Genomic DNA, 22,269 nt, shown 5'->3' with positions numbered 1-22,269 from the left:
ATCTTGGACAGCTACCTCTGGACGGTCGTGATCGCGGTCGGCGCGGCGGCGTTCGCGCTCGTCGTGGTGGAACTGGTCCACCGGATCGTGCGCCGGCTCGGCCGGCGCTCCGTACTGCTCGCCGAGCTGTCGGAGCACGCCCACCGTCCGTTCCAGGTGGCGGCCACCGTGGTCGCACTGCAGTTCGGCATCCGGTTCAGCACCGGGTACGGCGTCGGCACGCACTGGCGCCGGACCCTGCTGCACCTGCTCGTCCTGGCCGTCATCGCGACCGTCGCCTGGCTGGTCGCGTCGCTGCTGCTGGTCACCGAGGACACCGCGCTGGCCCGGTTCCGGATCGACGTACCGGACAACCGGCAGGCGCGCCGGATCCGCACCCAGATCGTCATGCTGCGCCGGATCACCATCGCGGTCATCGTGGTGCTCACCGTCGGCGTGATGCTGATGACCTTCCCCGAGGTCCGGGGCATCGGCGCGAGTGTGCTCGCCTCGGCCGGGGTGATCGGCGCGATCGCCGCGCTGGCCGCGCAGAGCGTGCTCGGCAACGTCTTCGCCGGGGTCCAGCTCGCGTTCAGCGACGCCGTCCGGCTCGACGACGTGGTGGTGGTCGAGGGGGAGTGGGGTCGGATCGAGGAACTGACCCTCAGCTACGTCGTGGTGCAGATCTGGGACGACCGACGGCTGATCCTGCCGACGTCGTACTTCACCACGAAGCCGTTCCAGAACTGGACCCGTACCCAGGCCGCCGTGCTCGGCACCGCCGAGTTCGAGGTCGACTGGTCGGTGGATGTCCAGGCGATGCGGGAGGAACTGCGTCGCCTGGTCGAGGGGACCGAGTTGTGGGACGGGCGGACCTGCGTACTGCAGGTCACCGACGCGGTCGGCGGTGTGGTCCGACTGCGGGCCCTGGTCAGCGCGGGTGACGCGCCGCGCCTGTGGGACCTGCGCTGCCTGGTCCGGGAGCACCTGGTCGGGTGGCTGCGTGACCAGCGGCCGACGGCGCTGCCCCGGCTGCGTACCGAGGTCGGCGACGCGTCCGGCCGGCTGCCCTGGCAGTGGACGCGGCCACCGGCCCCCACCTCGGCGCCGTCCGGACGCCAGCCCGCCGGACGGCGTACGACGGAACACGAGCCTCCGGACGACGCCCGCCTCTTCGGTGGCGACGACGACGGCGAGGCGCGCAGCAGTGCCTTCCTCGGTCCGGACGAACCGGCGGAGGCCCCGCCGCGCTGACCCGCCCCGCCGCGCCCGGTTCGCCGTACCACCCTTCCGACCTGCCCGATCAGCCGTCATCGGGCCGGTCCGTGGCGGACACTTACGACAACGGAACTCCGCGGGGCGGTCCGGACCGCCCCGGGCGAGGCGGAGCGGCGAACCGGGGGTGCCGGGTGTGCTGTCGGCACGCCGCCTCCCGGTCCGGACATCAGGATTGAACGGCGGGCGACCGGGGCATACACCCCAGGGACCGGATGAGGAGGACAGCATGGCTGATGTCGTACGCGATTCCGCCCGACCGGTCGCGGAGCAGTCCACCGCGGAACTGGTGCAGCGCGCGACCGAGCAGCTGTCGCGGCTGGTCCGCGACGAGTTGGCGTTGGCCCGGATCGAGCTCGCCGAGAAGGGGCGGCAGGCCGGGATCGGGGCGGGGCTGTTCGGCGGTGCCGGGGTGCTGGCCCTCTGCGGGCTCGGCGTGCTGGCCGCCGCCGCGGTGCTGGCACTCGCGCTGGTGCTGCCCGGTTGGGCGGCGGCGCTGGTGGTGGCGGGAGGACTGTTCCTGGTCGCCGGTGTGGTCGCGTTGACCGGGCGACGGCGGCTCCGTCGGGCGGTGCCGCCGGTGCCGACCGCGACGGCGGACAGTCTCCGGGCCGACGTACGGGTGGTCGCCTCCGCGGTGCGGGACAGGGGACAGGCATGAACCGCAGCAACGGAAGCGGCAATCCCGAGGCGCTACGGGCCGAGATCCGGCAGACCCGGGCCGAACTCGGCGAGACGGTGCAGGCGCTGGCGGCCAAGGCGGACGTCAAGGCGCGGATCAGGGGATCGGCGGCGCAGACCCGCGCCCGGATGCGACAGCGGGCCGCGCGGACCACGACGTCGGTCCGGACCTCCGTGCACGACGCCGGATCGGTGGCGCTGCGGCATCCGGTGCCCTGGGTGGTCGCCGCCGCCGGAGCGCTCGCGCTGGCGGCGTTGCTGCTGGTGGCCCGGGCAAGACGAGGGTGACCGGCCCGGCCACCGGCGGTTGAGGTATCCGACCGGCCCGGGCCCGTCGGATGAGGTATCCGACCGACGACCGGTCGGTCCGGGTGGGGCCTGAGGGAGGGCACGCGAATGAGCAGGACGGTCAGCAAGGTGGCCTACCGACCGGTGGGCATCCTGCTGGGCATGGCCGCCGGGGTGGCGGCCGGTGCGGTGTTCCGACAGGTGTGGAAGTTCGCCTCCGGCGACGGTGACGCCCCGGACGCCACGGACGAGCACCGGGGCTGGGGCGAGATCCTGGCCGCCGCGGCGCTGCAGGGAGCGATCTTCGCGGTGGTCCGGGCCGCCGTGGACCGTGGCGGCGCGGTCGGCGTCCGGCGGGTCACCGGTCGCTGGCCCGACTGACCGTCGGCGGCTCCACCGGTCGCTGGACCGGCCGACCGGGCGGTCGTGAGTACGCTTCGGCTATGCGACGATCCCTCGCGCTCGCCGGGGCGCTGTCCCTGCTGCTCGCCCTCTCCACCGCCTGCACCGGGGACCGGACGCCGGCGCCGGCCGGGGAGACCGGCGCCGCCTCCTCGCTGCCGCGGGCCGACGAACTGCTGACGGCCGCGGCGACCGAGTTGAGGACGGTGCGGAGCGCGCGGTTCACCATCACCACCGACGGCTCGGCCACCCTGCTCGACATCAGCTCCGCCGAGGGCGTGCTCACCGCCGACGGTGAGGCGGAGGGGACCGCACGGCTCAGCCAGGCGGGTGCGCCGCTGCGCCTGTCGTTCGTGGTCAAGGGCGACAGCCTGTACGTCAACGGCCTCACCAGGGGCTGGCAACGGGTGCCGTTGTCGGTCGCCGCCAGCATCTACGACCCCTCCGCGATCCTCTCCACCGACCGGGGGGTGGCCAACCTGGTGGCCACGGCCAGCGGCAGCACCGAGGCCCGGGAGAGCATCGACGGCGTACCGGCGTACCGGATCCGTGGCACCCTGCCCGGTGCCGCCCTCGCGACACTGGCCCCCGGGGTCGACGGCGACGTCGTCGGCACGCTCTGGATCGGCGTCGACCGGCCACTGCTGCACCGGGTCACGTTCCCCGGGCCGGGCGGGTCCGGCACGGTGACCGTGACCTTCTCGGACTACGACATCCCGGTGACCATCCGCACCCCACGGTGACCGTCGTTCCACCGTTTACCAGCAGCTTCGGCACGGGTTCGGCGGGCGTACGCCCTGCCCTCCGGTCGATGGCCGGCGGGCGTCCGACGGTCTTCTCAGGTCACATGTCGGAGAATTTCGTCGGGTAGGCTATGCGAAGTTTTTGCGTACGTGGTTTGCTGTTCCACGCTGTTGAGACAGTGTGGGTCGAGGGAAGTCCTCCTTCGTGGGGGCCGACTCAAGGCGCCGCTGCTCGAAAACGGCCAACCGGCCGCACGGCGTGCTCGGCCGCCAGTTTTAGAAGGAGATACACATGGCGCAGGGAACCGTGAAGTGGTTCAACGCAGACAAGGGCTTCGGCTTCATCACCGTCGACGGCGGGGGTGCTGACGTGTTCGTCCACTTCTCGGCCATCCAGACCAGCGGCTACCGCACGCTGGAGGAGAACCAGCGGGTGGAGTTCGAGATCGCTCAGGGCCAGAAGGGGCCGCAGGCTGAGCAGGTTCGCCCCATCTGATTCCGTGACGGCCGGTGCCCCGGCCTAGGGTGACGATTCATACGGATCCACGTCGAGCCCCGCAGGTGCGGGGCTCGACGCGTGTCCGGGGGCCGGATGTCCGGAGCCGGCCGGATCGTCCACTCAGGACGTGGAGCCCGGAAACGCCGAACCCCGGGACGGCGGACCGTCGGCGCGGGCGCGCAGGCCGACCCGGAGCAGGACCACCCCGGCGGCCACCAGCAGCGGGCCGACGACCGCCAGCACCGTCTCGCCGGTCAGCACACTGCCGGCCAGCCGGCCCAGCCCCTGCAGGGTCCAGAGCGCGCCGACGACGATCGCGAGCAGCCCCAGCGTGAGCGGGAGCCAGCCGCGCATCGTCGTCCCCTCTCCGGCCGGGGCGGGCCCGGCGTCCTCCGGCGTACTCACCAGCGGTGGTGGACCTGGGGGCGGATCAGCTCGTCGTAGACGTTCGCGACCGTCTTCACCGCCTCGGCCGGCAGTGGGGACAGGTCGGCGGCGGCCACGTTCGCCCGGGCCTGGTCGGCGTTGCGGGCACCGGGGATCACCACGGTGACGCCCGCCTGGTCGAGGATCCACCGGAGGGCGAACTGCGCCATCGTGGCGCCGTCCGGGACCAGCGGGAGCAGCCGGCGTACGGCGTCCAGCCCGGTCCGGTAGTCCACTCCGGAGAAGGTCTCGCCGACGTCGAACGCCTCGCCGTGCCGGTTGTAGGTGCGGTGGTCGTCGGCACCGAAGGTGGTGTTCTCGTCGTACCGGCCGGAGAGCAGCCCGCTGGCCAGCGGGACCCGGGCGATGATGCCGACCCCGGCGGCGGACGCGGCGGGCAGGACCCGCTCCAGCGGCTTGTGGCGCAGGGCGTTGAGGATGATCTGCACGCTGGCCACCCCGGGCCGGGCGATCGCGGCGAGCGCCTCGTCGCAGGTCTCCACGCTGACCCCGTACGCCCGGATCCGTTCCTCGGCGACCAGGGTGTCCAGGGCGTCGAAGACCGCGTCGGTGTGGAACACCGGGGTGGGCGGGCAGTGCAACTGCACGAGGTCGAGGACGTCGACGCCGAGGTTGCTTCGGGAGCGGTCGGTCCAGGCCCGGAAGTTCTCCAGCGTGTACGCCTCGGGGGTCTGCGGCACCCGGCGGCCCATCTTGGTGGCGACGGTGAGCCCGGCGTCGGGGCGCTGGCGCAGGAACCGGCCGATCAGTTGCTCACTGCGTCCGTCGCCGTAGACGTCGGCGGTGTCCAGGAAGGTGACGCCACCGTCGACGGCGGCGTCCAGGATGGCCAGGGCCTCGGATTCGCTGACCTGGCCCCAGTCGGCGCCGAGTTGCCAGGCGCCGAGTCCGACGACGCCGACCAGACGGTCCAGGCGTGCAAAGTTGCGTTGTTCCACGGCGGGAAGCCTATCCCGGGAGTGGTGCCGGACGGTCCGGGGCCGGACGGCGTACGCTTAGCAAGACGTACGTACGGTATGGCATGGTCCGGGAGCTGGGATCTACCGGCGCGGAGTGGAGGACGTCATGTGGGATCCGACCAGTTACCTCAGGTACGGCGACGAACGGTCCCGGCCGTTCCACGACCTGCTCGCCCGGATCGGGGCGCAGCGGCCGCGTACCGTCGTCGACCTCGGCTGCGGCCCCGGCAACCTGACCCTCACCCTGGCGGACCGGTGGCCCGGTGCCCGGGTCCTCGGCCTGGACTCGGCCCCCGAGATGATCGAGGCGGCCGTCGCCCGGAAACGGCCTGCCGCGTCCGCCGGTCGGATCGAGTTCTCCGTGGCCGACGTCCGGGACTGGGTGCCCGGCCCCGACGTCGACGTGGTGGTCTGCAACGCCGTGCTGCAGTGGGTTCCCGGTCACCGGGAGTTGCTGCGGCGCTGGGCCCGGGACCTGCCCGCCGGCGCCTGGCTCGCGGTCCAGGTCCCCGGCAACTTCGACGCCCCCTCGCACCGCACGCTGCGCACCCTCGCCGCCGAACCCCCCTGGCGCGACGTGGTCGCCCCGGTGCTCCGCCACGGCCCCGCCGGCGGGACCGGCCTGCCGGGTCCGCACCCGCCGGTCGCCGTCGGATCCGGTGACCCGGTGGGGCGGGCGTCCGGATCCGACGGGCCGGTCGACGACGCGGAGGGCTACGCCACGCTGCTGACCGACGCGAACTGCCAGGTCGACGCCTGGGAAACTAACTACGTGCACCTGCTACCGGCTCGCGACGACGCCGTACACCCGGTCCTGAGCTGGTTGGAGGGGACCGGACTGCGGCCGGTCCGAGCCGTCCTCGACGACGCCGCGTGGACGGACTTCCGCCGCGTGCTCGGCGACCGGCTCTCGGCCGCCTACCCGGTCCGAAACGGGTTGGTGTCCTTCCCGTTCCGCCGTATCTTCTTCGTCGCCCGTACCGGCGCCCGATCCTAGGGAGAGATCTCCGTGACCGACCTGTCGGCCTTCATCGCCGGACTACCCAAGGCCGAACTCCACGTCCACCACGTCGGTTCCGCGTCGCCACGGATCGTGGCGGAACTCGCCGCCCGGCACGAGGGCCGGACCCGGGTGCCGGCCGATCCGGAGGCGCTCGCCGGCTACTTCGAGTTCCGGGACTTCGCCCACTTCGTCGAGATCTACCTCAGCGTCGTCGACCTGATCCGCGACCAGGACGACGTCCGGCTGCTCACCTTCGAGGTGGCCCGGGAACTGGCCCGGCAGCAGGTCCGGTACGCCGAACTGACCGTCACGCCGTACTCGCACGTGCACCGGGGGATCCCGGCGCCGGCGTTCTGCGAGGCGATCGAGGACGCCCGGGTCGCGGCCGAGGCGGAACTCGGCGTGGTGCTGCGCTGGTGCTTCGACATCCCGGGCGAGGCGGGACTTCCGGCGGCCGAGCAGACCCTGCGGATCGCCCTCGACGAGCGACCGGACGGGCTGATCAGTTTCGGGCTGGGCGGTCCCGAGATCGGCGTACCCCGGCCGCAGTTCAAGCCGTACTTCGACCAGGCGCGGGCGGCCGGGCTGCGCTCCGTACCGCACGCCGGCGAGACCACCGGGCCGGAGACGGTCTGGGACGCGCTGCGTGAGCTCGGCGCCGAGCGGATCGGGCACGGCATCTCCGCGGCCCGCGACCCGCGACTGCTCGAGTACCTCGCCGAGCGGCAGATTCCGCTGGAGGTCTGCCCCACCTCGAACGTCCGGACCCGGGCGGTGACCACGATCGAGAATCACCCGCTGCCCCGGCTCGTCGAGGCCGGTGTGCTGGTGACCATCAACTCGGACGACCCGCCGATGTTCGGTACCACCCTGAACGACGAGTACGCGGTCGCCGCCCACCTGCTCCGCCTGGACCCTGCCGGGCTGGCCGGGCTGGCCCGTAACGCGGTCACGGTGTCGTTCCTGCCGGAGCCGGAGAAGGCCAAGCTGACCGCCGAGATCGACGCCTACCTCGCCTCGGCCTGACGCCCGTTTCGACCGTCCTGGTCCGCCCTGCCGTCGGGAGGGGTCGCTTCCGCGTCGCCGGCCAGCGCCCGGCGCCAGGAAGGGCCCCTTCCCGGCACCGAACACGTAGGCTGGCCCGGCGCGGGGTGCTGCGGGCGGCCGCGCCGGGCCAGCGATCAGGGGGGCGACACTGCCCGTGGCGGCGGTCGGGCAACGACGCCGCCGGTGTGGTGCTGATCGCGCGCGGCGGGAACCTGGTGTGGGGGACCGTGTCCCCGCCGCGCGCGTGACTCCCCGGGCCGGGTTGGGGCGGACATCTGTGGGTTGTGGCCCGGTGGAGCGGGATGGGATCGCCTCTGATGGTGCCAGCGGGCGGGCCGGGGTGGTCCGTCGTTAAGTCAGTCCTAAGGAAGACTTGCGGCCAACCAGAACTTTGCTCGGTTCAGCTGTCCGAGCCCTGCCGGCCCCAGCGTCGGCGGGTGCCGGAATCCCGTTCCCGGGCGAGCCGTCCGACCAGCCCGAACCGGCTTACCTGGCGGGGCGCCGCGTCCGGATCGGCCAGCAGCATCACCACACTGGCGCCGCCGAGCCGGGCCCGGTCGATGCTGACCGAGCCGTGCGCCTGCTGGGCCACCCGGCGGGCGATGTCCAGCCCCAGCCCGGTCGAGCCCTGGTCGCTGGCGCCCCGGCGTAGCGCCCGGTCCGGATCCGCGATGCCCGGTCCGGCGTCGTCGACCCGGATCGCGACGTAGCCGTCCCGGCGGGAGACCGCGACCTCGAAGGCGGTGCCCTGCGGGGTGTACCGGAACACGTTGCCCAGCACCGCGTCCAACGCCGCCGCCAGCTCGGCCCGGGGGACCGGGACCGGGATCCGGGTGTGCGCGCCGAGCACCCGGTGGTCGCGGTTCTGGTCACCGGCGAGCGCGGACCAGAACACCATCCGGTCCCGGACCACCTCGCTGGCGTCGCAGTCACCCGGCGCCGCCTCCTGGGTGATCGTCTTGCGGGTCGTGTTGATCAGTACGTCGATCTCGCCCTCCAGCGTCACGATCGCCTGCCGGATCCGTCGGATGGTCCGTCGGCGGTCGAGTTCGGCGGCGCTGAACGAGCCGACACTGGTGTCGTCGGAGTCGAGCGCGTCGGCGTCGAGGCGCAGTACGGTCAGCGGCGTACGCAGCCGGTGTGACAGGTCGGCGACGAGTTCCCGTTCGTCGGTGCGGGAGACGACCAGCCGGTCGGCCATCCGGTTGAAGGCGTACCCGGCCTCGGCCAGTTCCCGGGGACCGCTGGGCTGGATCCGTACCCCGAGGTCACCGTTCCCGACCGCGAGTGCGGCCTGGACCAGCCCCCGGGCCGAGGCGACCGCCCGGGCGGCCAGCCGGTCCACCACGATCACCGAGGCCACCACCAGCCCGATCGCGACCAGGATCAGGATCAGCCAGGTGCCCCCGGTCCCCGCGGTCAGCGCAGCCTCGGTGACGAAGACCTCGACGACCAGGACCCGGCCGGCGACCGGCACCGGCTCCAGTCGGACCACCCCGCCCGGCACGTCCGCGACGACCGGGGTGCCCTCCCGGACCGCCCGGTCGACGTCGGCCGCCTCGGCGCGCGGGGTGCCGCCGGTGTCCAGGCCGTGCACGACCGGTGGGGCCGCCGCGTTGGCACCGGCGGTGCTGATCACCTGGCGTACCGCCGCCGGGTCGGCGCTGACCGACAACGCACCCCGGACCAGCGCGCTGCGTCGGGCCGCGTCGCCGAGCGCCTCCTGCCGGGCGTCGCGCTGCAACGCCGTACCGAGGGGGATCAGGAAGGCCAGTGCGACGATGGTGGTCATCCCGGCGCCGAGGTACGCCAGGGCGAGCCTCAGTCCGGTACCACCAACCGGAACCCGACCCCCCGCACGGTGCGCAGGTAGCGCGGCTTCGCCGCGGACTCGCCCATTTTGCGGCGGAGCCAGTACAGGTGCACGTCGATGGTCTGATCCTCGCCGACCGATGGCTGCCGCCATACCTCCTCCAACAGTTCCCGGCGGGACACGACGCGGCCGGGTCGGGCCGCGAGGTAGGCCAGCAGGTCGAATTCCTTACGGGTCAGGGCCAGCGGCACCCCGTCCAGGTGGGCGCTGCGTTCGCCGACGTCGACCCGGAGCCCGCCGACGGCGTGCACCGCCGGCTCCACCGTGCGGCTGGCCCGGCCGACCCGGCGCAGCACGGTGGTGATCCGCGCGTCGAGGTGCGCCCCGGTGAAGGGTTTCACCATGTAGTCGTCGGCGCCGGCGCGCAGCAGCCGGACGATCGCCTGCTCGTCGTCGCGGGCGGTGGCGATGATGATCGGTACGTCGGTGATGCCACGCAGCATGCGCAGCGCGTCGGCGCCGTCCAGGTCGGGCAGCCCGAGATCGAGGACGACCAGGTCGGGGGTCTGGGCGGCTACCCGGCGCAGGGCATCGAGCGCCGTACCGACCGCGTGCACCGCGTGCCCGCGGTCGGCCAGGGAGCGCAGCATCGCTCCGCGTACGACATGGTCGTCTTCGACCAAAAGCACCGTGGCCACCTGATGACCGTACTGCCCATGGCAAGTCGGGTGAATCGGCGGCCGGCGGGTCGGGGCGGTCCGGGGGCCGGCCCACCCCGACCGGCCCCCGGACCAGGGGCGACGCCCGGTCCGGGGCCCGGGTATCGACCCGGATCAGCCCAGACCGCAGGGCTGGCCGTTGAGCGTGACGTCGGTGGGCGGTGGGTTGACCCCGGTGTGGGTGCCGCTGAACCCGATCCCGACGGTGGCGCCGACGGCCAGGTTGCCGTTCCAGGACTCGTTCGTCGCGGTCACCGTCGTACCGGACTGGGACCACCGCGCCGACCAGCCCTGGACCATCCGCTGCCCGGTCGAGGGGAAGGTGAAGGTCAGGGTCCAGCCGGTGAGTGCGGTCGGGCCGGTGTTGCGGATCGTCACGTTCGCGGTGAACCCGGGATCCCACTGGTCGACCCGGAAGGTGACCTGGCAGGCCGGCCCGCCGGTCCCGCCGGTCGTGGTCACGCTCGCCGTCGGCGAGGGCGCCGAGACGTTGCCGGCGGCGTCGACCGCGACCACCTGGAACTGGTACGTCGTCCCGGCAACCAACCCGGTGACCTGGTACGTCGTCCCGCTGGCGGTGCCGAGCAGGGTCTGGGTGCCGCCGCTGGTCCGGTACACCCGGTAGCCGGTGACGCCGACGTTGTCGGTGGCGGCCGGCCAGCTCAGGGTGGTGCCGGAGGCGGTGGTGCCGGTGGCGACCGGGGTGCCCGGAGCGGTCGGCGCGCTCGTGTCGACCGGCGGTTCGGGGTCGGGACCGCTGTCGTAGCCCAGCCCGAAGCCGTACGGGAAGAGCGGGGTCTTGCCGTCGCCGTCGTTGATCGGCTGCTGGCTGGCGCTCGTCATCCAGCTCACCGGCAGCCGGCCGGTCGGGGCGTACCCGCCGAAGAGTACGTCGGCGACGCCGGCTCCCTCGGTGCCGGGCAGCCAGGACGCGAGCAGGGCGGCCCAGTTCGGCACCTGCCCCGCGACGTCCAGCGGCCGGCCGGAGACCAGTACGACGATCACCGGCACCCCGGCGGCACGCAGTGTGTTCAGGGTGTTCAGGTCGGTGCTGTCCAACCCCATCCCGCTCGGCCGGTCACCACGCCCCTCGGCGTACGGCGTCTCGCCGACCACCGCGATCGCCGCCCGGTACGAGTTGTCGATCCCACTGCCGGAGCTGCTGTACGTGACCGTGGTCGACGGGTCGACCGCGTTGCGGATCCCCTGCAGGATGGAGGTGCCCGGGGTGATCGCCCCGCTGCCGCCCTGCCAGGAGATGGTCCAGCCGCCGCTGGCGTACCCGATGTTGTCGGCGCTCTTCCCGGCCACGAAGATCCGGTTGTCCGCCGGGTCCAGCGGCAGGATGTCGCCGTCGTTCTTCAGCAGCACCTGTGACCGGGCCACCGCCTCCCGGGCGAGTGCCCGGTGGGCGGCGCTGCCCACCGTCGGGGTGAACGACCGGTCGGCCAGCGGTCGTTCGAAGAGGCCCAGTTCGAACTTCTTCGTCAGGATCCGCCGGTTGGCGTCGTCGATCCGGGCCTGGCTGACCCGTCCGGCCTGCACCTCGGCCCGCAGCTGGGTGATGAACTGCCGCCAGCCGGTCGGCGCCATCACCATGTCGATGCCGGCGTTCACCGCCTGGCGTACCTCGGCGGCGGTGAAGCCGGTGGCGCCGTCGAGCTGGTCGATGCCGTTCCAGTCGGAGACGACGAAGCCGTCGAAGCCGAGTTCGCCCTTGAGCACGTCGTTGATCAGGTACGCGTGGCCGTGCAGCTTCTGTCCGTTCCAGCTGCTGTAGGAGATCATCACCGAGCCGACGCCCCGGCGGACCGCCTCGGCGAACGGCGGCAGGTGTACGGCCCGCAGTTCGGCCTCGGAGAGCTGGGTGTTGCCCTGGTCGGTGCCGTTGGTGGTGCCGCCGTCGCCGAGGTAGTGCTTGGCGGTGGCCAGGATCGAGCCCGGGGCGTCCAGGGTCGCGCCCTGCAGCCCGTCGACCACCGTGGTCATGGAGCTGACCAGGTCCGGCCGCTCGCCGAAGGACTCGTAGGAGCGGCCCCACCGGTCGTTGCGGACCACGCAGAGGCAGGGGGCGAAGGTCCAGTTGACGCCGGTGCCGGCGACCTCCTCGGCGGTGGCCCGGCCGATCCGGCGGACCAGTTCGGGGTCGCGGGTGGCGCCGAGGCCGATGTTGTGCGGGAAGATCGTCGCGCCGACCACGTTGTTGTGCCCGTGCACGGCGTCGGAGCCGTAGATCATGGGGATGCCCAGCGGGGTCGCCAGCGCGGCGTTCTGGAACCGGTCGTACATCTCCGCCCAGCTGGTGGCGGTGTTCGGGGTCGGTGCGGAGCCGCCGCCGGAGAGCACCGAGCCGAGCCGGTAGGTGGTGATGTCGGCCGGGGTGACCGAGGCCCGCTCGCCCTGGGTCATCTGGCCGATCTTCTCGTCCAGGGTCATCCGGGCCAGCAGGTCGTCGACCCGGTCCGGCACGGCGCGGCCCGGGTCCTGGTACGGCAGGGCGGCGGCGTCCGCCGGCGGGGCGGGTACGCCGACCCCGACCAGGGTCAACGCGGTGACGATCAGCAGGAGGCGGGGGAGCGCGACGGTTCGCGGGCGCACGGGAGGTCCTCTCGGGCGGGCGGGTTTCCGCACGTCCGGCGCCGCTCCCCGTCGTACGGGACCGCATGGATCGACAACTGTCGTTCGACCGGCTCGGACCGACCATATTCGGGAGCGCTCCCAGGGTCAACTGGGGTGTCGCCCGCCCGCCGCGGCCCCTGGCCCGGGCCGGCCGGTCACCGGGCCGGCGGCAGTTGCAGCACCCAGCGGTACGCCTGGACCAGTCCGGTGTCGAAACCGGCCGCCGAACCCCAGAGGAAGAGCCGGAACCGCCGGTACAGCGGCTCGCCCCAGCGTCGGGCGATCTCGTCCCGGGCGTCGTCCAGCCGACGCGCCCACTCCCGGCACGTCAGGTAGTAGTTGTGCCGGTCGTCGACCAGGCTCAGCAGCTCGAACGGGGAGTGCGCCACGTGCCGCAGGTACTGGTGCAGCAGCAGCGGGGCGGAGGCGCCCGGATAGACGTACCGCTTCATGAAGGTCGAGACGACGTGCTTGCGGCGCATCGCCAGCGCGTCGAGGTAGACCCGGCCGCCGGGACGGAGCAGTTCGGCGTACTTGCGCAGGGTGGTCCGGTAGTCCGGCAGGTGCTCGGTGACCCCCATGTTGACGATCGCGTCGTACCGTTCACCGGGCGAGTAGTTGAAGATGTGCTGCCGTACCACCTGGACCGGCAGCCGCTCCCGGGCGAACAGGTCGACCAGGTAACGCTCCGACTCCGCCGCCAGGGTCGTGGTGGTGACCCGGATGCCCCTGCGGGCGGCGTGCTCGGCGAAGGCGCCCCAGCCACCGCCGACCTCCAGCACGTGGTCGCCGGGCTTGACCCCGATCGCCTCCAGCGCGAGGTCCATCTTTCGGGTCATCGCGTCCTCGAGCGGCTCGTCATCCGAGGCGAACACCCCCTCGGTGTAGCACCGGTGCCGTCGGTCGAGGAAGGTCAGGAAGAACTCGGAGTCCTCGTCGTAGTGGTGGGAGATCGACCGTCGGTCGTCCTCCCGCCGGCCCCGCACCAGCGCCGGGACGAACCGGCCGAGGAAGGCGATCGGGTGGCGGTCGCTGAAGAAGGACCGGATCCGCAGCGCGGCGGCGAGGTCGCCGTCCACGTCCAGCGAACCCTGCAGGTATGCCACCGCGACCGCGAACTGGTCGAGCGCGGCCAGCGCCTTCGCGCCACGTTCGTCCTTGATCACGATGGTGAACTGGGGGTCGCCGGTGCCGAGGGTCCGGGCCGGCCCGCCGGCCGGGGCGACCGCGAACGGCACCCCGGGCTGGCTGGCGAAGAAGGTCTCGTATCTGCGTTGCAGCGCGCTGATGGCGTCCACGGCGGTCACGGCGTCAATCTAACGCCGAGGTCACGGTGCCGGCAGGAGGAAAACGCAGGACCGATAGCATCTCCCACAGCCGGGGAACCGGTGTGGTCCGATTCGTCCAGATCGAAGGAGCCGTCGTGTCCGAAGCCCGTACCCCTGTCGTGGCCGACCCCGTCGTCGTCGCGGCCGGGACGACGGCGGCCGACGCGGTGGCCGCGGCCGGACTGCCGGCCAGCGGCCCCGGAGCGATCGTGGTGGTCCGCGACCCGGAGGGAAACCTTCGCGATCTTGACTGGATCCCGGACGTCGACACCCCGGTCGAGCCGGTCCGGCTCGACTCCCCGGACGGCCTCAACGTGCTGCGGCACTCGACCGCGCACGTGCTCGCCCAGGCCGTCCAGGACATCTTCCCGGAGGCGAAGCTCGGCATCGGGCCGCCGATCGACAACGGCTTCTACTACGACTTCGACGTCGACCGGCCGTTCCAGCCGGACGATCTCGGCAAGCTCGAAAAGCGAATGCAGGAGATCATCAAGTCCGGCCAGCGGTTCCGGCGGCGCCGGTTCGACAGCCTGGAGGAGGCCCGAACCGAACTGGCCGACGAGCCGTTCAAGCTCGAACTGATCGACATCAAGGGCGCCGGTGACTCTACCGGTGGCAGCGGGCTCGACGCCGGCGAGGTGATGGAGGTCGGCGCCGGCGACCTCACCATCTACGACAACCTCGACGCCGACAGCGGCAAGGTCTGCTGGTCCGACCTGTGCCGGGGACCGCACCTGCCGAACACCCGACTCATCGGCGCGTTCAAGCTGATGCGCTCCGCCGCCGCGTACTGGCGGGGCAACGAGCGAAACCCGCAGCTGCAGCGGGTCTACGGCACCGCGTGGCCGACCCGGGACCAGCTCAAGGCGTACCTGAAGCTGCTGGAGGAGGCGGCCCGGCGCGACCACCGCAAGCTCGGCGCCGAGCTGGACCTGTTCAGCTTCCCCGACGAGATCGGCTCCGGCCTGGCGGTCTTCCACCCCAAGGGCGGCATCATCCGCCGCGAGCTGGAGAACTACTCGCGGATCAAGCACGAACAGTCCGGGTACGAGTTCGTCAACTCCCCGCACATCACCAAGGCCAACCTGTTCGAGACCTCCGGCCACCTGCCGTACTACGCCGACACCATGTTCCCGCCGATGAAGCTGGAGGGTGCGGAGTACTACCTCAAGGCGATGAACTGCCCGATGCACAACCTGATCTTCAGGGCACGCGGGCGGTCGTACCGGGAGCTGCCGCTGCGGTTCTTCGAGTTCGGCACCGTCTACCGGTACGAGAAGTCCGGCGTGGTGCACGGCCTGACCCGGGTACGCGGACTCACCCAGGACGACTCGCACATCTACTGCACCCGGGAGCAGATGCCGGGTGAGCTGACCACGCTGCTGGCGTTTGTCCTCGACCTGCTCCGCGACTACGGCCTCGACGACTTCTATCTGGAGCTGTCGACCCGCGACGACTCGCCGAAGTTCATCGGCTCCGACGCCGACTGGACCGAGGCGACCGAGGCGCTGCGGACCGCCGCCGAGGCGTCCGGACTGGAGCTGGTCCCGGACCCGGGCGGCGCGGCCTTCTACGGGCCGAAGATCAGCGTCCAGGCCAAGGACGCGATCGGGCGGACCTGGCAGATGTCCACCATCCAGGTCGACTTCAACCAGCCGGCCCGGTTCGGCCTGGAGTACCAGGCCGCGGACGGCACCCGGCAGCAGCCCGTCATGATCCACCGGGCGCTCTTCGGCTCGATCGAACGCTTCTTCGGCGTGCTGACCGAGCACTACGCCGGCGCCTTCCCGGCCTGGCTCGCCCCGGTCCAGGTGGTCGGCATCCCGATCCGTGAGGAGCACGGGGCGCACCTGGCCGAGTTCGTCGCCGCGCTACGCGCCGAGGGGATCCGCGCCGAGGTCGACACCTCCGACGACCGGATGCAGAAGAAGATCCGGACCGCCCAGCAGCAGAAGATCCCGTTCATGGCGATCGCCGGTGACGCCGACGTGGAGGCGGGCGCGGTCTCGTTCCGCTACCGGGACGGGTCGCAGCGCAACGGCGTACCGCTGGCCGAGGCGGTGGCGCACGTGGTCGAGGTGGTCCGGTCCCGGACCAACTCCGGCCCCAGCGCCGAGCCGGTGGTGGCCGCCGACGAGTGAGCCGGGCCCCGGGCGGGTCGTGGGGGTGGGGCGGGGCCGGGGTGCCCCGCTCTGGGCGGTCAGGCTTGATCCCGACGCGGGTCACCCGGCCCCGCCCCGGTTCCGGCTCGGCGGTGGGCGCCGGGCCGGGGTGAGTCGCCGATCCGAGGGCGGTCGTAGGATCGTCGGCGTGACAGGCGCGGCGCCCCACGCGGAGATCGGCACAGCCGACGGACTCGACCGGCTCTGGACCCCGCACCGGATGACCTACATCGCCGGTGACGACCGACCGGGGGAGGGGCACGAGAAGCCGACCGGCTGTCCGTTCTGCCTCGCCCCGGAACGGGAGGGCGACGACAACCTGGTGGTGCACCGGGGCGAACGGGTCTTCGTGGTGCTCAACCTCTATCCGTACAACCCGGGGCACCTGCTGGTCTGCCCGTACCGGCACGTCGCCGACTACACCGAGCTGGACGTCGCCGAGACGGCCGAGCTGGCCGCCTGCACCCAGACCGCGATGCGGGTGATCCGACAGGTCAGCAACGCCCACGGGTTCAACCTCGGGATGAACCAGGGCGGGGTGGCCGGCGCCGGAATCGCCGCCCACCTGCACCAGCACGTGGTGCCGAGGTGGGGCGGGGACGCCAACTTCATGCCGGTGATCGGTCGTACCAAGGTGCTGCCGCAACTGCTGGCCGACACCCGTACGCTGCTCGCGGCCGCCTGGCCCGCGCGGGTCGACTGACAGCGCGGCTGCCGGACGGCCCCCCGGATCGGTCATTCGGGCCGGATCCGCGCGATCCGGTGACACGGCACGCAGCCGTCACAGCCGCTGCCTCCGTCCTCGGCTCCGCCGTCTCCCTGGCCGGAGTCAACCCGCGCAGCGCCGGATCACCGCGGAGTTCGAGGCGCGCGGCGCCCGGGACCCGCGCGGTCCGGACCATCCTCGGAGCGCGTGCTCACGGCCTCGCCAGGGACAACCGATCCCTGGACGGGCCGCACCTGGTTACCGGTCAACCCTGGTGCGACCGTGGGCTCCGCAACGAAGGAAACATCGTCCAGCAGGGAGTTGTTGTGAAGGACGTGACCGTACCCGATCTGACCGGGAAGCTCGCCGTGGTGACCGGCGGCAGTGACGGACTCGGGCTGGGGCTGGCGAGGCGGCTCGCCCAGGCCGGTGCCGAGGTGGTGCTTCCGGTTCGCAACCCGGACAAGGGGGCAGCGGCTGTCGAAAAGGTGCGCGCGGTGGTGCCGGGGGCGGAGATCTCGACGCGGAGCCTCGACCTCGCCTCACTCGCCTCGATCCGGGCATTCGCCGACACCATGCACGCGGAGGGCCGTCCAGTCCACCTCCTGGTCAACAACGCCGGAGTGATGGCACCGCCTACCCGGCACACCACCCAGGACGGCCTGGAGCTGCAGTTCGGGACGAACCACGTGGGCCACGTCGCGCTCACCGCCGGCCTGCTGCCGCTGCTGAGCGCCGGGCAGGCCCGGGTCACCACGATGTCGAGCAGCGCCGCCCGGTTCGCGAAGATCGACTGGACCGACCTGCAGAGCGAGCGGAAGTACTCGGCGGTCCGGGCATACAACCTGTCGAAGCTGGCCACCCTGCACTTCGGCCTCGAACTGGACCGACGCAGCAGGACCGCCGGCTGGGGCATCAGCAGCAACGTGGCCCACCCCGGCACCACCCTGACCAACCTGTACGCCTCCGGCCCCAACCTGGGCCGGTCCCGGCCCTCCCGGCAGGAGGCCGTCATGCGACGGCTGCTCCGCTGGGGCCTGTTCGTGCAGGACGTGGAGGCTGGTCTGCTGCCCGCCCTCTACGCCGCGACCAGTTCGCGGGCGCGAGGCGGCAGGTTCTACGGCCCGGACGGCCTCGGACAGTTCACCGGAGGGCCGAAGGAACTGGCCCTCTACCGTTCCGCCCGGGACGAAGCCGAGGCGGCCCGGCTCTGGGACGTCTCGGAACGACTGGCCCAGGTGGAGTTCGTCCGCTGACACACGGAGCCGAAGGAGCGATCATGGACCGTGAGCGTCTCGCCGAGTTCCTCCGGACTCGACGTGAGGCCCTGCAACCGGAGGATGTCGGGCTGCCCCGGGGACACCGGCGGCGGCGTACCGGCGGGCTGCGTCGCGAGGAGGTTGCCGCGCTCAGCGACATGTCGACCGACTACTACAGCCGGATCGAACAGCAGCGCGGTCCGCACCCCTCCGAGCAGGTGCTCGCCGGGATCGCCCGTGGCCTACGGCTCTCGCTGGAGGAGCGGGACCACCTGTTCCGACTCGGCGGGTACGCCACATCGCGCCGGGTGCGCCGCGCCGACCACGTCAACCCGGGGATGATGCGGATCTTCGACGGGCTCGACGGCGCCGCCGCCCAGGTGGTGAGCGATCTCGGCGAGACGCTCCGGCAGACCCGCCTGGCCCGCACGCTGCTCGGCGACGAGACCGGCTACTCCGGTATGGCGCGCAGCCTGCACTACCGCTGGTTCACCGACCCGGACGCCCGTCGGAGTTACCTTCCAGAAGACCACGCCGCGCACGGTCGACTGCTCGCCGCGGACCTGCACCGGGCGTACACCCGGGACGGGGCGAGCTCGGCGGCGGCCGCCGTCGTCGGGACGCTGCTCGCCGCGAGCCCGGAGTTCGCCGAGCTCTGGCAGAAACATCCGGTACCGGGCCCGTACTGCGGTCCGAAACGCATCCACCACCCTCAGGTCGGCCTCCTCGAACTGCACTGCCAGGTGCTGGTCGACCCCGACCAGTCCCAGCTGCTGCAGGTCTTCACCGCCACACCGGGAACCGAGAGTCACGAGAAACTCCAGCTCCTCTCGGTCGTCGCCGGCCAGCAGATCTGACCGGCCGGAGCGGATCCACGCCCGGCCGGGTGGCGACCTGGTCGGAGGAGGGCCCGAGCACGGGAACGGCCGCCGAGAGGATCCCGACGGCCGTTCCGAGCGACAGCTTCCGGGTCAGCGCTTCGTCCCGAACACCTTCCGGTTATCGCCGAGGCGGAGGAAGACCGTTTCCCCGGTCGCGTCCTGCACGGCGTCGTTGTCGGTGATCGCGTACACCCGGCCGTCGCCGGCCACGGTCAGTCCCTCCAGCTTCTCCTGGGTCCAGCCGTTTGTCGCCCGCAGGTCGGGCAGGACGTCGTAGGCCAGGGTCTTCGGCAGCACCCGAAGCGGACCGGGCGCCGCCGCGGTGCGCGGCAGTCCCACGGTGTAGATCCGCTTCAGCTTTGCGGCCGGGCCGTTGAGCTTGTCCCGTTCGATCACCGCGAGCCGGTCGCCGACCACGGTGATCTCGGAGAGGCCGATCCAGTCGCCCGGCGTGGTCGTGCTCTCCAGCCGGTAGCCGTACCAGCTCCAGGTACCGGCCGCCACGTCGTAGCGGCCGAGCCGGACCACCCCGGTCGGGTCGCCGGCCACCTCGCGCTGCAGCGCCACCCAGACGATCTCCCGGCCCCGGCTGTCGGTGGTCGCGGTGACGCCCTCGAGGCCCTGCTTGCCGAGGCCGGCGGCGACCTCCGCCGGCAGTGCCACGACCTGCCGGGTCATGCCGGCGGCGTCCAGCCGGACCAGCTGGTTGCCGGCGCCGGTGGCACCCTCGACCGCGAGCCAGAACCCGCCCTGCGGCCGGGTGAAGATCCCTTCCGCGTCGTAGCCGACCGGGGTGCCGTCCGCCGCCTTCACGGTCAGCTCGCCGATGATCCGCGCCGGCTCCCGCCTCGGGTCGACGGTCAGGATCCGGGTCGGTGAGTACGCCGCGTCGGTCACGCTGTGCAGCAGGTGCGGCTTGCCCGGTACGGCGGAGAGCGCGCCCAGCGCACCCCAGCCGATCGGCACCCCACCCCGGGGCGTCGGCTCCGACACGATGGTCGGGAAGCTCGGCGCACCCTTGCCCAACCGGTAGAGCGTCACCGAGGCCCGGACGTTGACCGAGGCGTCGTCCTCCTCGCTGGAGACCGCGAGCAGGTTCCGGGACGGGATCGGCAGCAGCCCCTCCGGGCCGTTGGTCGCCGGCAGGACCTGCCGGAACACCGGCGCGGTCGGCCGGCTCAGGTCGTAGACGGCCACGAAGTTGCTCCGCTCCGAGCCGACGAAGGCGTACCGGACACCGTTGAACTCGGCGACCGCGATGCCCTCCGGTTCGGTGCCCTTCTTGCCCGACCGGTCCTCGTTGAAGAGGCCGTACTCGACCGCGAGCCGTTCGAAACCGTTGCCGGCGTCCCATACGACTCGGCCGGTCCGGCTGTCGAAGACCGACCAGCCGCGGCTGCCGCCCCGCCAGTCGCCCTCGTTCGCGGTGGCCAGGTAGCGGTCGTCGATCCAGGCGACCGCGTCCGGTTCGCGCGGCATGTCGGTGATCGAACCGGTCAGGTTGATTCCGCCGTCGTCCTCGGTGTCGATGCCCCGGACGGTGGCGGTGCCGGCCCCGAAGACCGTGGTGATCCGGCCGCTGGGCAGGTCGACCAGGGCAACGCCGTTGTTCTCCTGCAGGGTCACCGCGAGTTGGTTCCGGTTGTTGATCGAGACGTACTCCGGCTCCGGGTCGGTCGGTCCGGCCAGCCCGGCGGCGGTCAGCGCCGGCAGCGCGGTGCCGTCCGGGTTGGTCAGCGCCACCTTCCGGGTACGCCAGCCCGTCGGCGTACCGCCGGTCAGGTCGACGATCTGCACGAAGCCGGCGGGCGCCTGCGGCAGGTCGCCCTCCTCGCCACCGGCCGGGGTCGCTTCCTCGTCCCGCTCGTTCTCGATCGCGATCGCGGCATACCGCCGGTCGTGGCTGATCGCGATCGAGTCGGGCTGACCACCGAGGTCGAAGCTGGTCACCCGCTTGCGGTCGGCGAGCCGGATCACATCGAGCCGACCGGACGGGTCGGTGTAGTCGGCGCTGGTGTTGACCACCACCAGGACATACGGCCCGACCACCGCGACGGAGGTGGGCTCGTCCTCGGCGTCGCCGAGTTCGGTCAGGGAGAGCGTGCCGAGGCCGCGCGGCCGGTCCGGATCGGTGATGTCCAGGAAACCGATCCGCCGGGCCAGCGCGTCGGTGTAGATCAGGGTCCGCCCGTCGGCGCTGACCGTGGAGATCTCCGCGACGGTCGGGCTGGCCGGGTCTTCGCCCGCCGGCCGGTTTTGGAACACCGGGTAGGTGGCCGTCCGGTCGAAGGCGAGCTGCGGAGCCGGGTGGTGCTTGCCGGCGGGGGCGGTGCCGGCGCCGGCCACGGTGGTGGTGGCGACGGCCATGGTGCCGGCGGCGACCGCCACCGCGGCCAGCGCCCCGTATCTCTTCTTCGAGGGCATCACTTCTCCGTTGACGTTGGGCTTCCGGCTCGGAAGGTGACACGGAGGAGCGAGCGGCAGCCGGCCGTGAGATGAACGGCAAGCAAAGATCAACAGCGGGGCGCGGGGCGTCCCCGGTTGGCGCAGGGAATCAGGCGGCGAGTCCGGGACGTGGCCGGTGGCGGCCGGCACGCAGCCCGGACCGGATGGTCCGGGTGATCTCGGGTTGGCCGAGCCCGGCCCGGTACGCCGCGTCGGCGAGCACAACGGCGATGCTGTGCTCGTCCAGCAGCCGTGCCGCGGCGAGCTGGCCGAGCTGGAAGGCGGCCCGGTACAGGGTGGTGTTCCGGGTACCGACGGCCGCGCCGGCGACCAGCTCGGCCTCGGCGACGAGCGCGGCGTGGGCGTACCGGTCGGGTCGACGGAGCTGCGGAGCACGACCGCCGGGTCCCCCGTCAACAATCCGGGGCGGTGGCCGTAACAGGGCGGCCAGCGGTGCGGGGCAGTCGGGCAGCGGCGGGGTCGGCCGGCGTACCCAGCGGTATCGGGCCCCGCTCGCGTGCCGGGAGGGCGGCGCGACGACGTACCCGCCGGCGCCGCGCCAGTCGACGCCGGGCAGCAGGGCGGTCCGGTTGCCGGCGCCGGTCGGACGCAGGTAGAGATGCCAGCCGCCGGAACCGGTACGAACCAGGGGTCCGGCGACCGGTGCGTCCCGGAGCAGCTTCCGCAGCCGGGGCACGGCCTCCCGCGCGTCGACGTCGCAGACGTCGAACCGGATGCCGGTGCGGAGTCCCACGTTGGCCCCGGGCCACCGGGCCCACCACCGCTGGATCATGTCGGGTCGGGTCGTGGCGTCGTGCAGTCCGTGCCGGAGCAGGGTGTGGTGCCAGCGGGGATGCTTGCCGGGCCGGTCACAGCCGGGCCGGCCGCAGCTGCACCCTGCCGCGCCGACGCTGTGCAGGGGGAGCACGGGTACGCCGTCGGCGGCGTACGCCAGCGCGGCACGCAGCAACGGTGACATGCGCCCGACCTCCGGCAGCGAGGGTGGAGCAGGCG

General features: G+C 72.4%; 20 protein-coding genes. 12 read left to right on the top strand and 8 right to left on the bottom strand.

Annotated elements, in window-relative coordinates; translation table 11 throughout:
* Positions 1 to 3 precede the first annotated feature (3 nt).
* The 6 genes from ABGB21_RS30005 (at position 4) to ABGB21_RS29980 (ending at position 3,864) form a co-directional block, all read left to right on the top strand.
* Positions 4 to 1,233: a mechanosensitive ion channel family protein gene (locus tag ABGB21_RS30005; RefSeq protein WP_347680597.1), complete on the top strand. Its 1,230-nt coding sequence runs from the start codon at positions 4 to 6 to the stop codon at positions 1,231 to 1,233.
* Between the two features lie 250 nt (positions 1,234 to 1,483).
* Positions 1,484 to 1,915 (top strand): phage holin family protein, encoded by a 432-nt coding sequence (locus ABGB21_RS30000; RefSeq protein WP_347655967.1) that lies wholly within the window; start codon positions 1,484 to 1,486, stop codon positions 1,913 to 1,915.
* Positions 1,912 to 2,223: a DUF3618 domain-containing protein gene (locus tag ABGB21_RS29995; RefSeq protein ID WP_347655966.1), complete on the top strand. Its 312-nt coding sequence runs from the start codon at positions 1,912 to 1,914 to the stop codon at positions 2,221 to 2,223. The genes ABGB21_RS30000 and ABGB21_RS29995 overlap by 4 nt, the downstream gene beginning before the upstream one ends.
* Before the next feature lie 108 nt (positions 2,224 to 2,331).
* The gene (locus ABGB21_RS29990; protein WP_347655965.1) at positions 2,332 to 2,604 is read left to right on the top strand and encodes a DUF4235 domain-containing protein; all 273 of its coding nucleotides are present in this window, start codon (positions 2,332 to 2,334) and stop codon (positions 2,602 to 2,604) included.
* 62 nt (positions 2,605 to 2,666) lie between these two features.
* Positions 2,667 to 3,368, top strand: a complete 702-nt coding sequence (locus ABGB21_RS29985; RefSeq protein ID WP_347655963.1) for an LppX_LprAFG lipoprotein — start codon at positions 2,667 to 2,669, stop codon at positions 3,366 to 3,368.
* A gap of 292 nt (positions 3,369 to 3,660) precedes the next feature.
* Positions 3,661 to 3,864 (top strand): cold-shock protein, encoded by a 204-nt coding sequence (locus ABGB21_RS29980; RefSeq protein ID WP_007075740.1) that lies wholly within the window; start codon positions 3,661 to 3,663, stop codon positions 3,862 to 3,864.
* A gap of 123 nt (positions 3,865 to 3,987) precedes the next feature.
* Here the strand turns inward: ABGB21_RS29980 and ABGB21_RS29975 are convergent, their stop codons facing one another.
* Both ABGB21_RS29975 and ABGB21_RS29970 read right to left on the bottom strand, forming a co-directional pair.
* Positions 3,988 to 4,221 carry a hypothetical protein gene (locus tag ABGB21_RS29975; RefSeq protein WP_347655977.1) on the bottom strand — a complete coding sequence of 78 codons (234 nt, stop codon included), beginning with the start codon at positions 4,219 to 4,221 and terminating at the stop codon, positions 3,988 to 3,990.
* 47 nt (positions 4,222 to 4,268) lie between these two features.
* Complete coding sequence (locus tag ABGB21_RS29970) at positions 4,269 to 5,252, bottom strand: aldo/keto reductase (protein WP_347655959.1); 984 nt, start codon at positions 5,250 to 5,252, stop codon at positions 4,269 to 4,271.
* Positions 5,253 to 5,379: 127 nt separating this feature from the next.
* On the opposite strand from ABGB21_RS29970, the gene ABGB21_RS29965 reads away from it, so the two are divergent.
* Positions 5,380 to 6,270: a methyltransferase domain-containing protein gene (locus ABGB21_RS29965; protein WP_347680588.1), complete on the top strand. Its 891-nt coding sequence runs from the start codon at positions 5,380 to 5,382 to the stop codon at positions 6,268 to 6,270.
* A 12-nt stretch (positions 6,271 to 6,282) separates the two neighbouring features.
* A complete protein-coding gene (locus ABGB21_RS29960) occupies positions 6,283 to 7,302 on the top strand; it encodes an adenosine deaminase (RefSeq protein WP_347655956.1) in 1,020 nt (339 codons plus the stop codon).
* A 421-nt stretch (positions 7,303 to 7,723) separates the two neighbouring features.
* On the opposite strand, the gene ABGB21_RS29955 is transcribed toward ABGB21_RS29960, so the two are convergent.
* From ABGB21_RS29955 to ABGB21_RS29940, 4 genes are all read right to left on the bottom strand, one after another.
* Positions 7,724 to 9,115, bottom strand: a complete 1,392-nt coding sequence (locus ABGB21_RS29955; protein WP_347655955.1) for a HAMP domain-containing sensor histidine kinase — start codon at positions 9,113 to 9,115, stop codon at positions 7,724 to 7,726.
* A 29-nt stretch (positions 9,116 to 9,144) separates the two neighbouring features.
* Positions 9,145 to 9,834 (bottom strand): response regulator transcription factor, encoded by a 690-nt coding sequence (locus ABGB21_RS29950; protein ID WP_331217042.1) that lies wholly within the window; start codon positions 9,832 to 9,834, stop codon positions 9,145 to 9,147.
* 135 nt (positions 9,835 to 9,969) lie between these two features.
* On the bottom strand, positions 9,970 to 12,453 hold the full coding sequence (locus ABGB21_RS29945) for a glycoside hydrolase family 3 N-terminal domain-containing protein (RefSeq protein WP_347680586.1): 2,484 nt from the start codon (positions 12,451 to 12,453) through the stop codon (positions 9,970 to 9,972).
* Between the two features lie 176 nt (positions 12,454 to 12,629).
* Positions 12,630 to 13,781, bottom strand: coding sequence for a class I SAM-dependent methyltransferase (locus ABGB21_RS29940; protein ID WP_347655952.1), 1,152 nt, complete (start codon positions 13,779 to 13,781; stop codon positions 12,630 to 12,632).
* A 116-nt stretch (positions 13,782 to 13,897) separates the two neighbouring features.
* On the opposite strand from ABGB21_RS29940, the gene thrS reads away from it, so the two are divergent.
* The 4 genes from thrS to ABGB21_RS29920 all read left to right on the top strand — a co-directional run bounded on the left by thrS (position 13,898) and on the right by ABGB21_RS29920 (position 18,786).
* Complete coding sequence (gene thrS, locus ABGB21_RS29935; RefSeq protein ID WP_347680584.1) at positions 13,898 to 15,943, top strand: threonine--tRNA ligase; 2,046 nt, start codon at positions 13,898 to 13,900, stop codon at positions 15,941 to 15,943.
* 241 nt (positions 15,944 to 16,184) lie between these two features.
* On the top strand, positions 16,185 to 16,667 hold the full coding sequence (locus ABGB21_RS29930) for an HIT domain-containing protein (protein ID WP_347655975.1): 483 nt from the start codon (positions 16,185 to 16,187) through the stop codon (positions 16,665 to 16,667).
* Between the two features lie 329 nt (positions 16,668 to 16,996).
* A complete protein-coding gene (locus ABGB21_RS29925) occupies positions 16,997 to 17,926 on the top strand; it encodes an SDR family oxidoreductase (RefSeq protein ID WP_347680582.1) in 930 nt (309 codons plus the stop codon).
* 23 nt (positions 17,927 to 17,949) lie between these two features.
* On the top strand, positions 17,950 to 18,786 hold the full coding sequence (locus ABGB21_RS29920; protein ID WP_347680580.1) for a helix-turn-helix transcriptional regulator: 837 nt from the start codon (positions 17,950 to 17,952) through the stop codon (positions 18,784 to 18,786).
* Between the two features lie 114 nt (positions 18,787 to 18,900).
* Here the strand turns inward: ABGB21_RS29920 and ABGB21_RS29915 are convergent, their stop codons facing one another.
* Both ABGB21_RS29915 and ABGB21_RS29910 read right to left on the bottom strand, forming a co-directional pair.
* Positions 18,901 to 21,234, bottom strand: a complete 2,334-nt coding sequence (locus tag ABGB21_RS29915) for an esterase-like activity of phytase family protein (protein ID WP_347680578.1) — start codon at positions 21,232 to 21,234, stop codon at positions 18,901 to 18,903.
* Positions 21,235 to 21,364: 130 nt separating this feature from the next.
* A complete protein-coding gene (locus ABGB21_RS29910) occupies positions 21,365 to 22,234 on the bottom strand; it encodes a bifunctional DNA primase/polymerase (protein WP_347680576.1) in 870 nt (289 codons plus the stop codon).
* Between the last annotated feature and the right edge of the window lie 35 nt (positions 22,235 to 22,269).

The sequence above is a fragment of the Plantactinospora sp. B24E8 genome (assembly GCF_039871735.1).
Lineage (GTDB): Bacteria > Actinomycetota > Actinomycetes > Mycobacteriales > Micromonosporaceae > Plantactinospora.
The sequence above is the reverse complement of the archived record's forward strand: the minus strand, read 5'-3'. Positions and strand labels throughout refer to the sequence as shown.

Bases quoted from the DNA above. Each gene is read 5' to 3' on its own strand.
- ABGB21_RS29920 (WP_347680580.1), top strand. From the start codon at position 17,950: ATGGACCGTGAGCGTCTCGCCGAGTTCCTCCGGACTCGACGTGAGGCC.
- ABGB21_RS29965 (WP_347680588.1), top strand. From the start codon at position 5,380: ATGTGGGATCCGACCAGTTACCTCAGGTACGGCGACGAACGGTCCCGG.
- ABGB21_RS29980 (WP_007075740.1), top strand. From the start codon at position 3,661: ATGGCGCAGGGAACCGTGAAGTGGTTCAACGCAGACAAGGGCTTCGGC.
- ABGB21_RS29930 (WP_347655975.1), top strand. From the start codon at position 16,185: ATGACCTACATCGCCGGTGACGACCGACCGGGGGAGGGGCACGAGAAG.
- ABGB21_RS29975 (WP_347655977.1), bottom strand. From the start codon at position 4,221: ATGCGCGGCTGGCTCCCGCTCACGCTGGGGCTGCTCGCGATCGTCGTC.
- ABGB21_RS29955 (WP_347655955.1), bottom strand. From the start codon at position 9,115: ATGACCACCATCGTCGCACTGGCCTTCCTGATCCCCCTCGGTACGGCG.
- ABGB21_RS29915 (WP_347680578.1), bottom strand. From the start codon at position 21,234: ATGCCCTCGAAGAAGAGATACGGGGCGCTGGCCGCGGTGGCGGTCGCC.
- ABGB21_RS29990 (WP_347655965.1), top strand. From the start codon at position 2,332: ATGAGCAGGACGGTCAGCAAGGTGGCCTACCGACCGGTGGGCATCCTG.
- ABGB21_RS30000 (WP_347655967.1), top strand. From the start codon at position 1,484: ATGGCTGATGTCGTACGCGATTCCGCCCGACCGGTCGCGGAGCAGTCC.
- ABGB21_RS29985 (WP_347655963.1), top strand. From the start codon at position 2,667: ATGCGACGATCCCTCGCGCTCGCCGGGGCGCTGTCCCTGCTGCTCGCC.
- ABGB21_RS29995 (WP_347655966.1), top strand. From the start codon at position 1,912: ATGAACCGCAGCAACGGAAGCGGCAATCCCGAGGCGCTACGGGCCGAG.
- ABGB21_RS29910 (WP_347680576.1), bottom strand. From the start codon at position 22,234: ATGTCACCGTTGCTGCGTGCCGCGCTGGCGTACGCCGCCGACGGCGTA.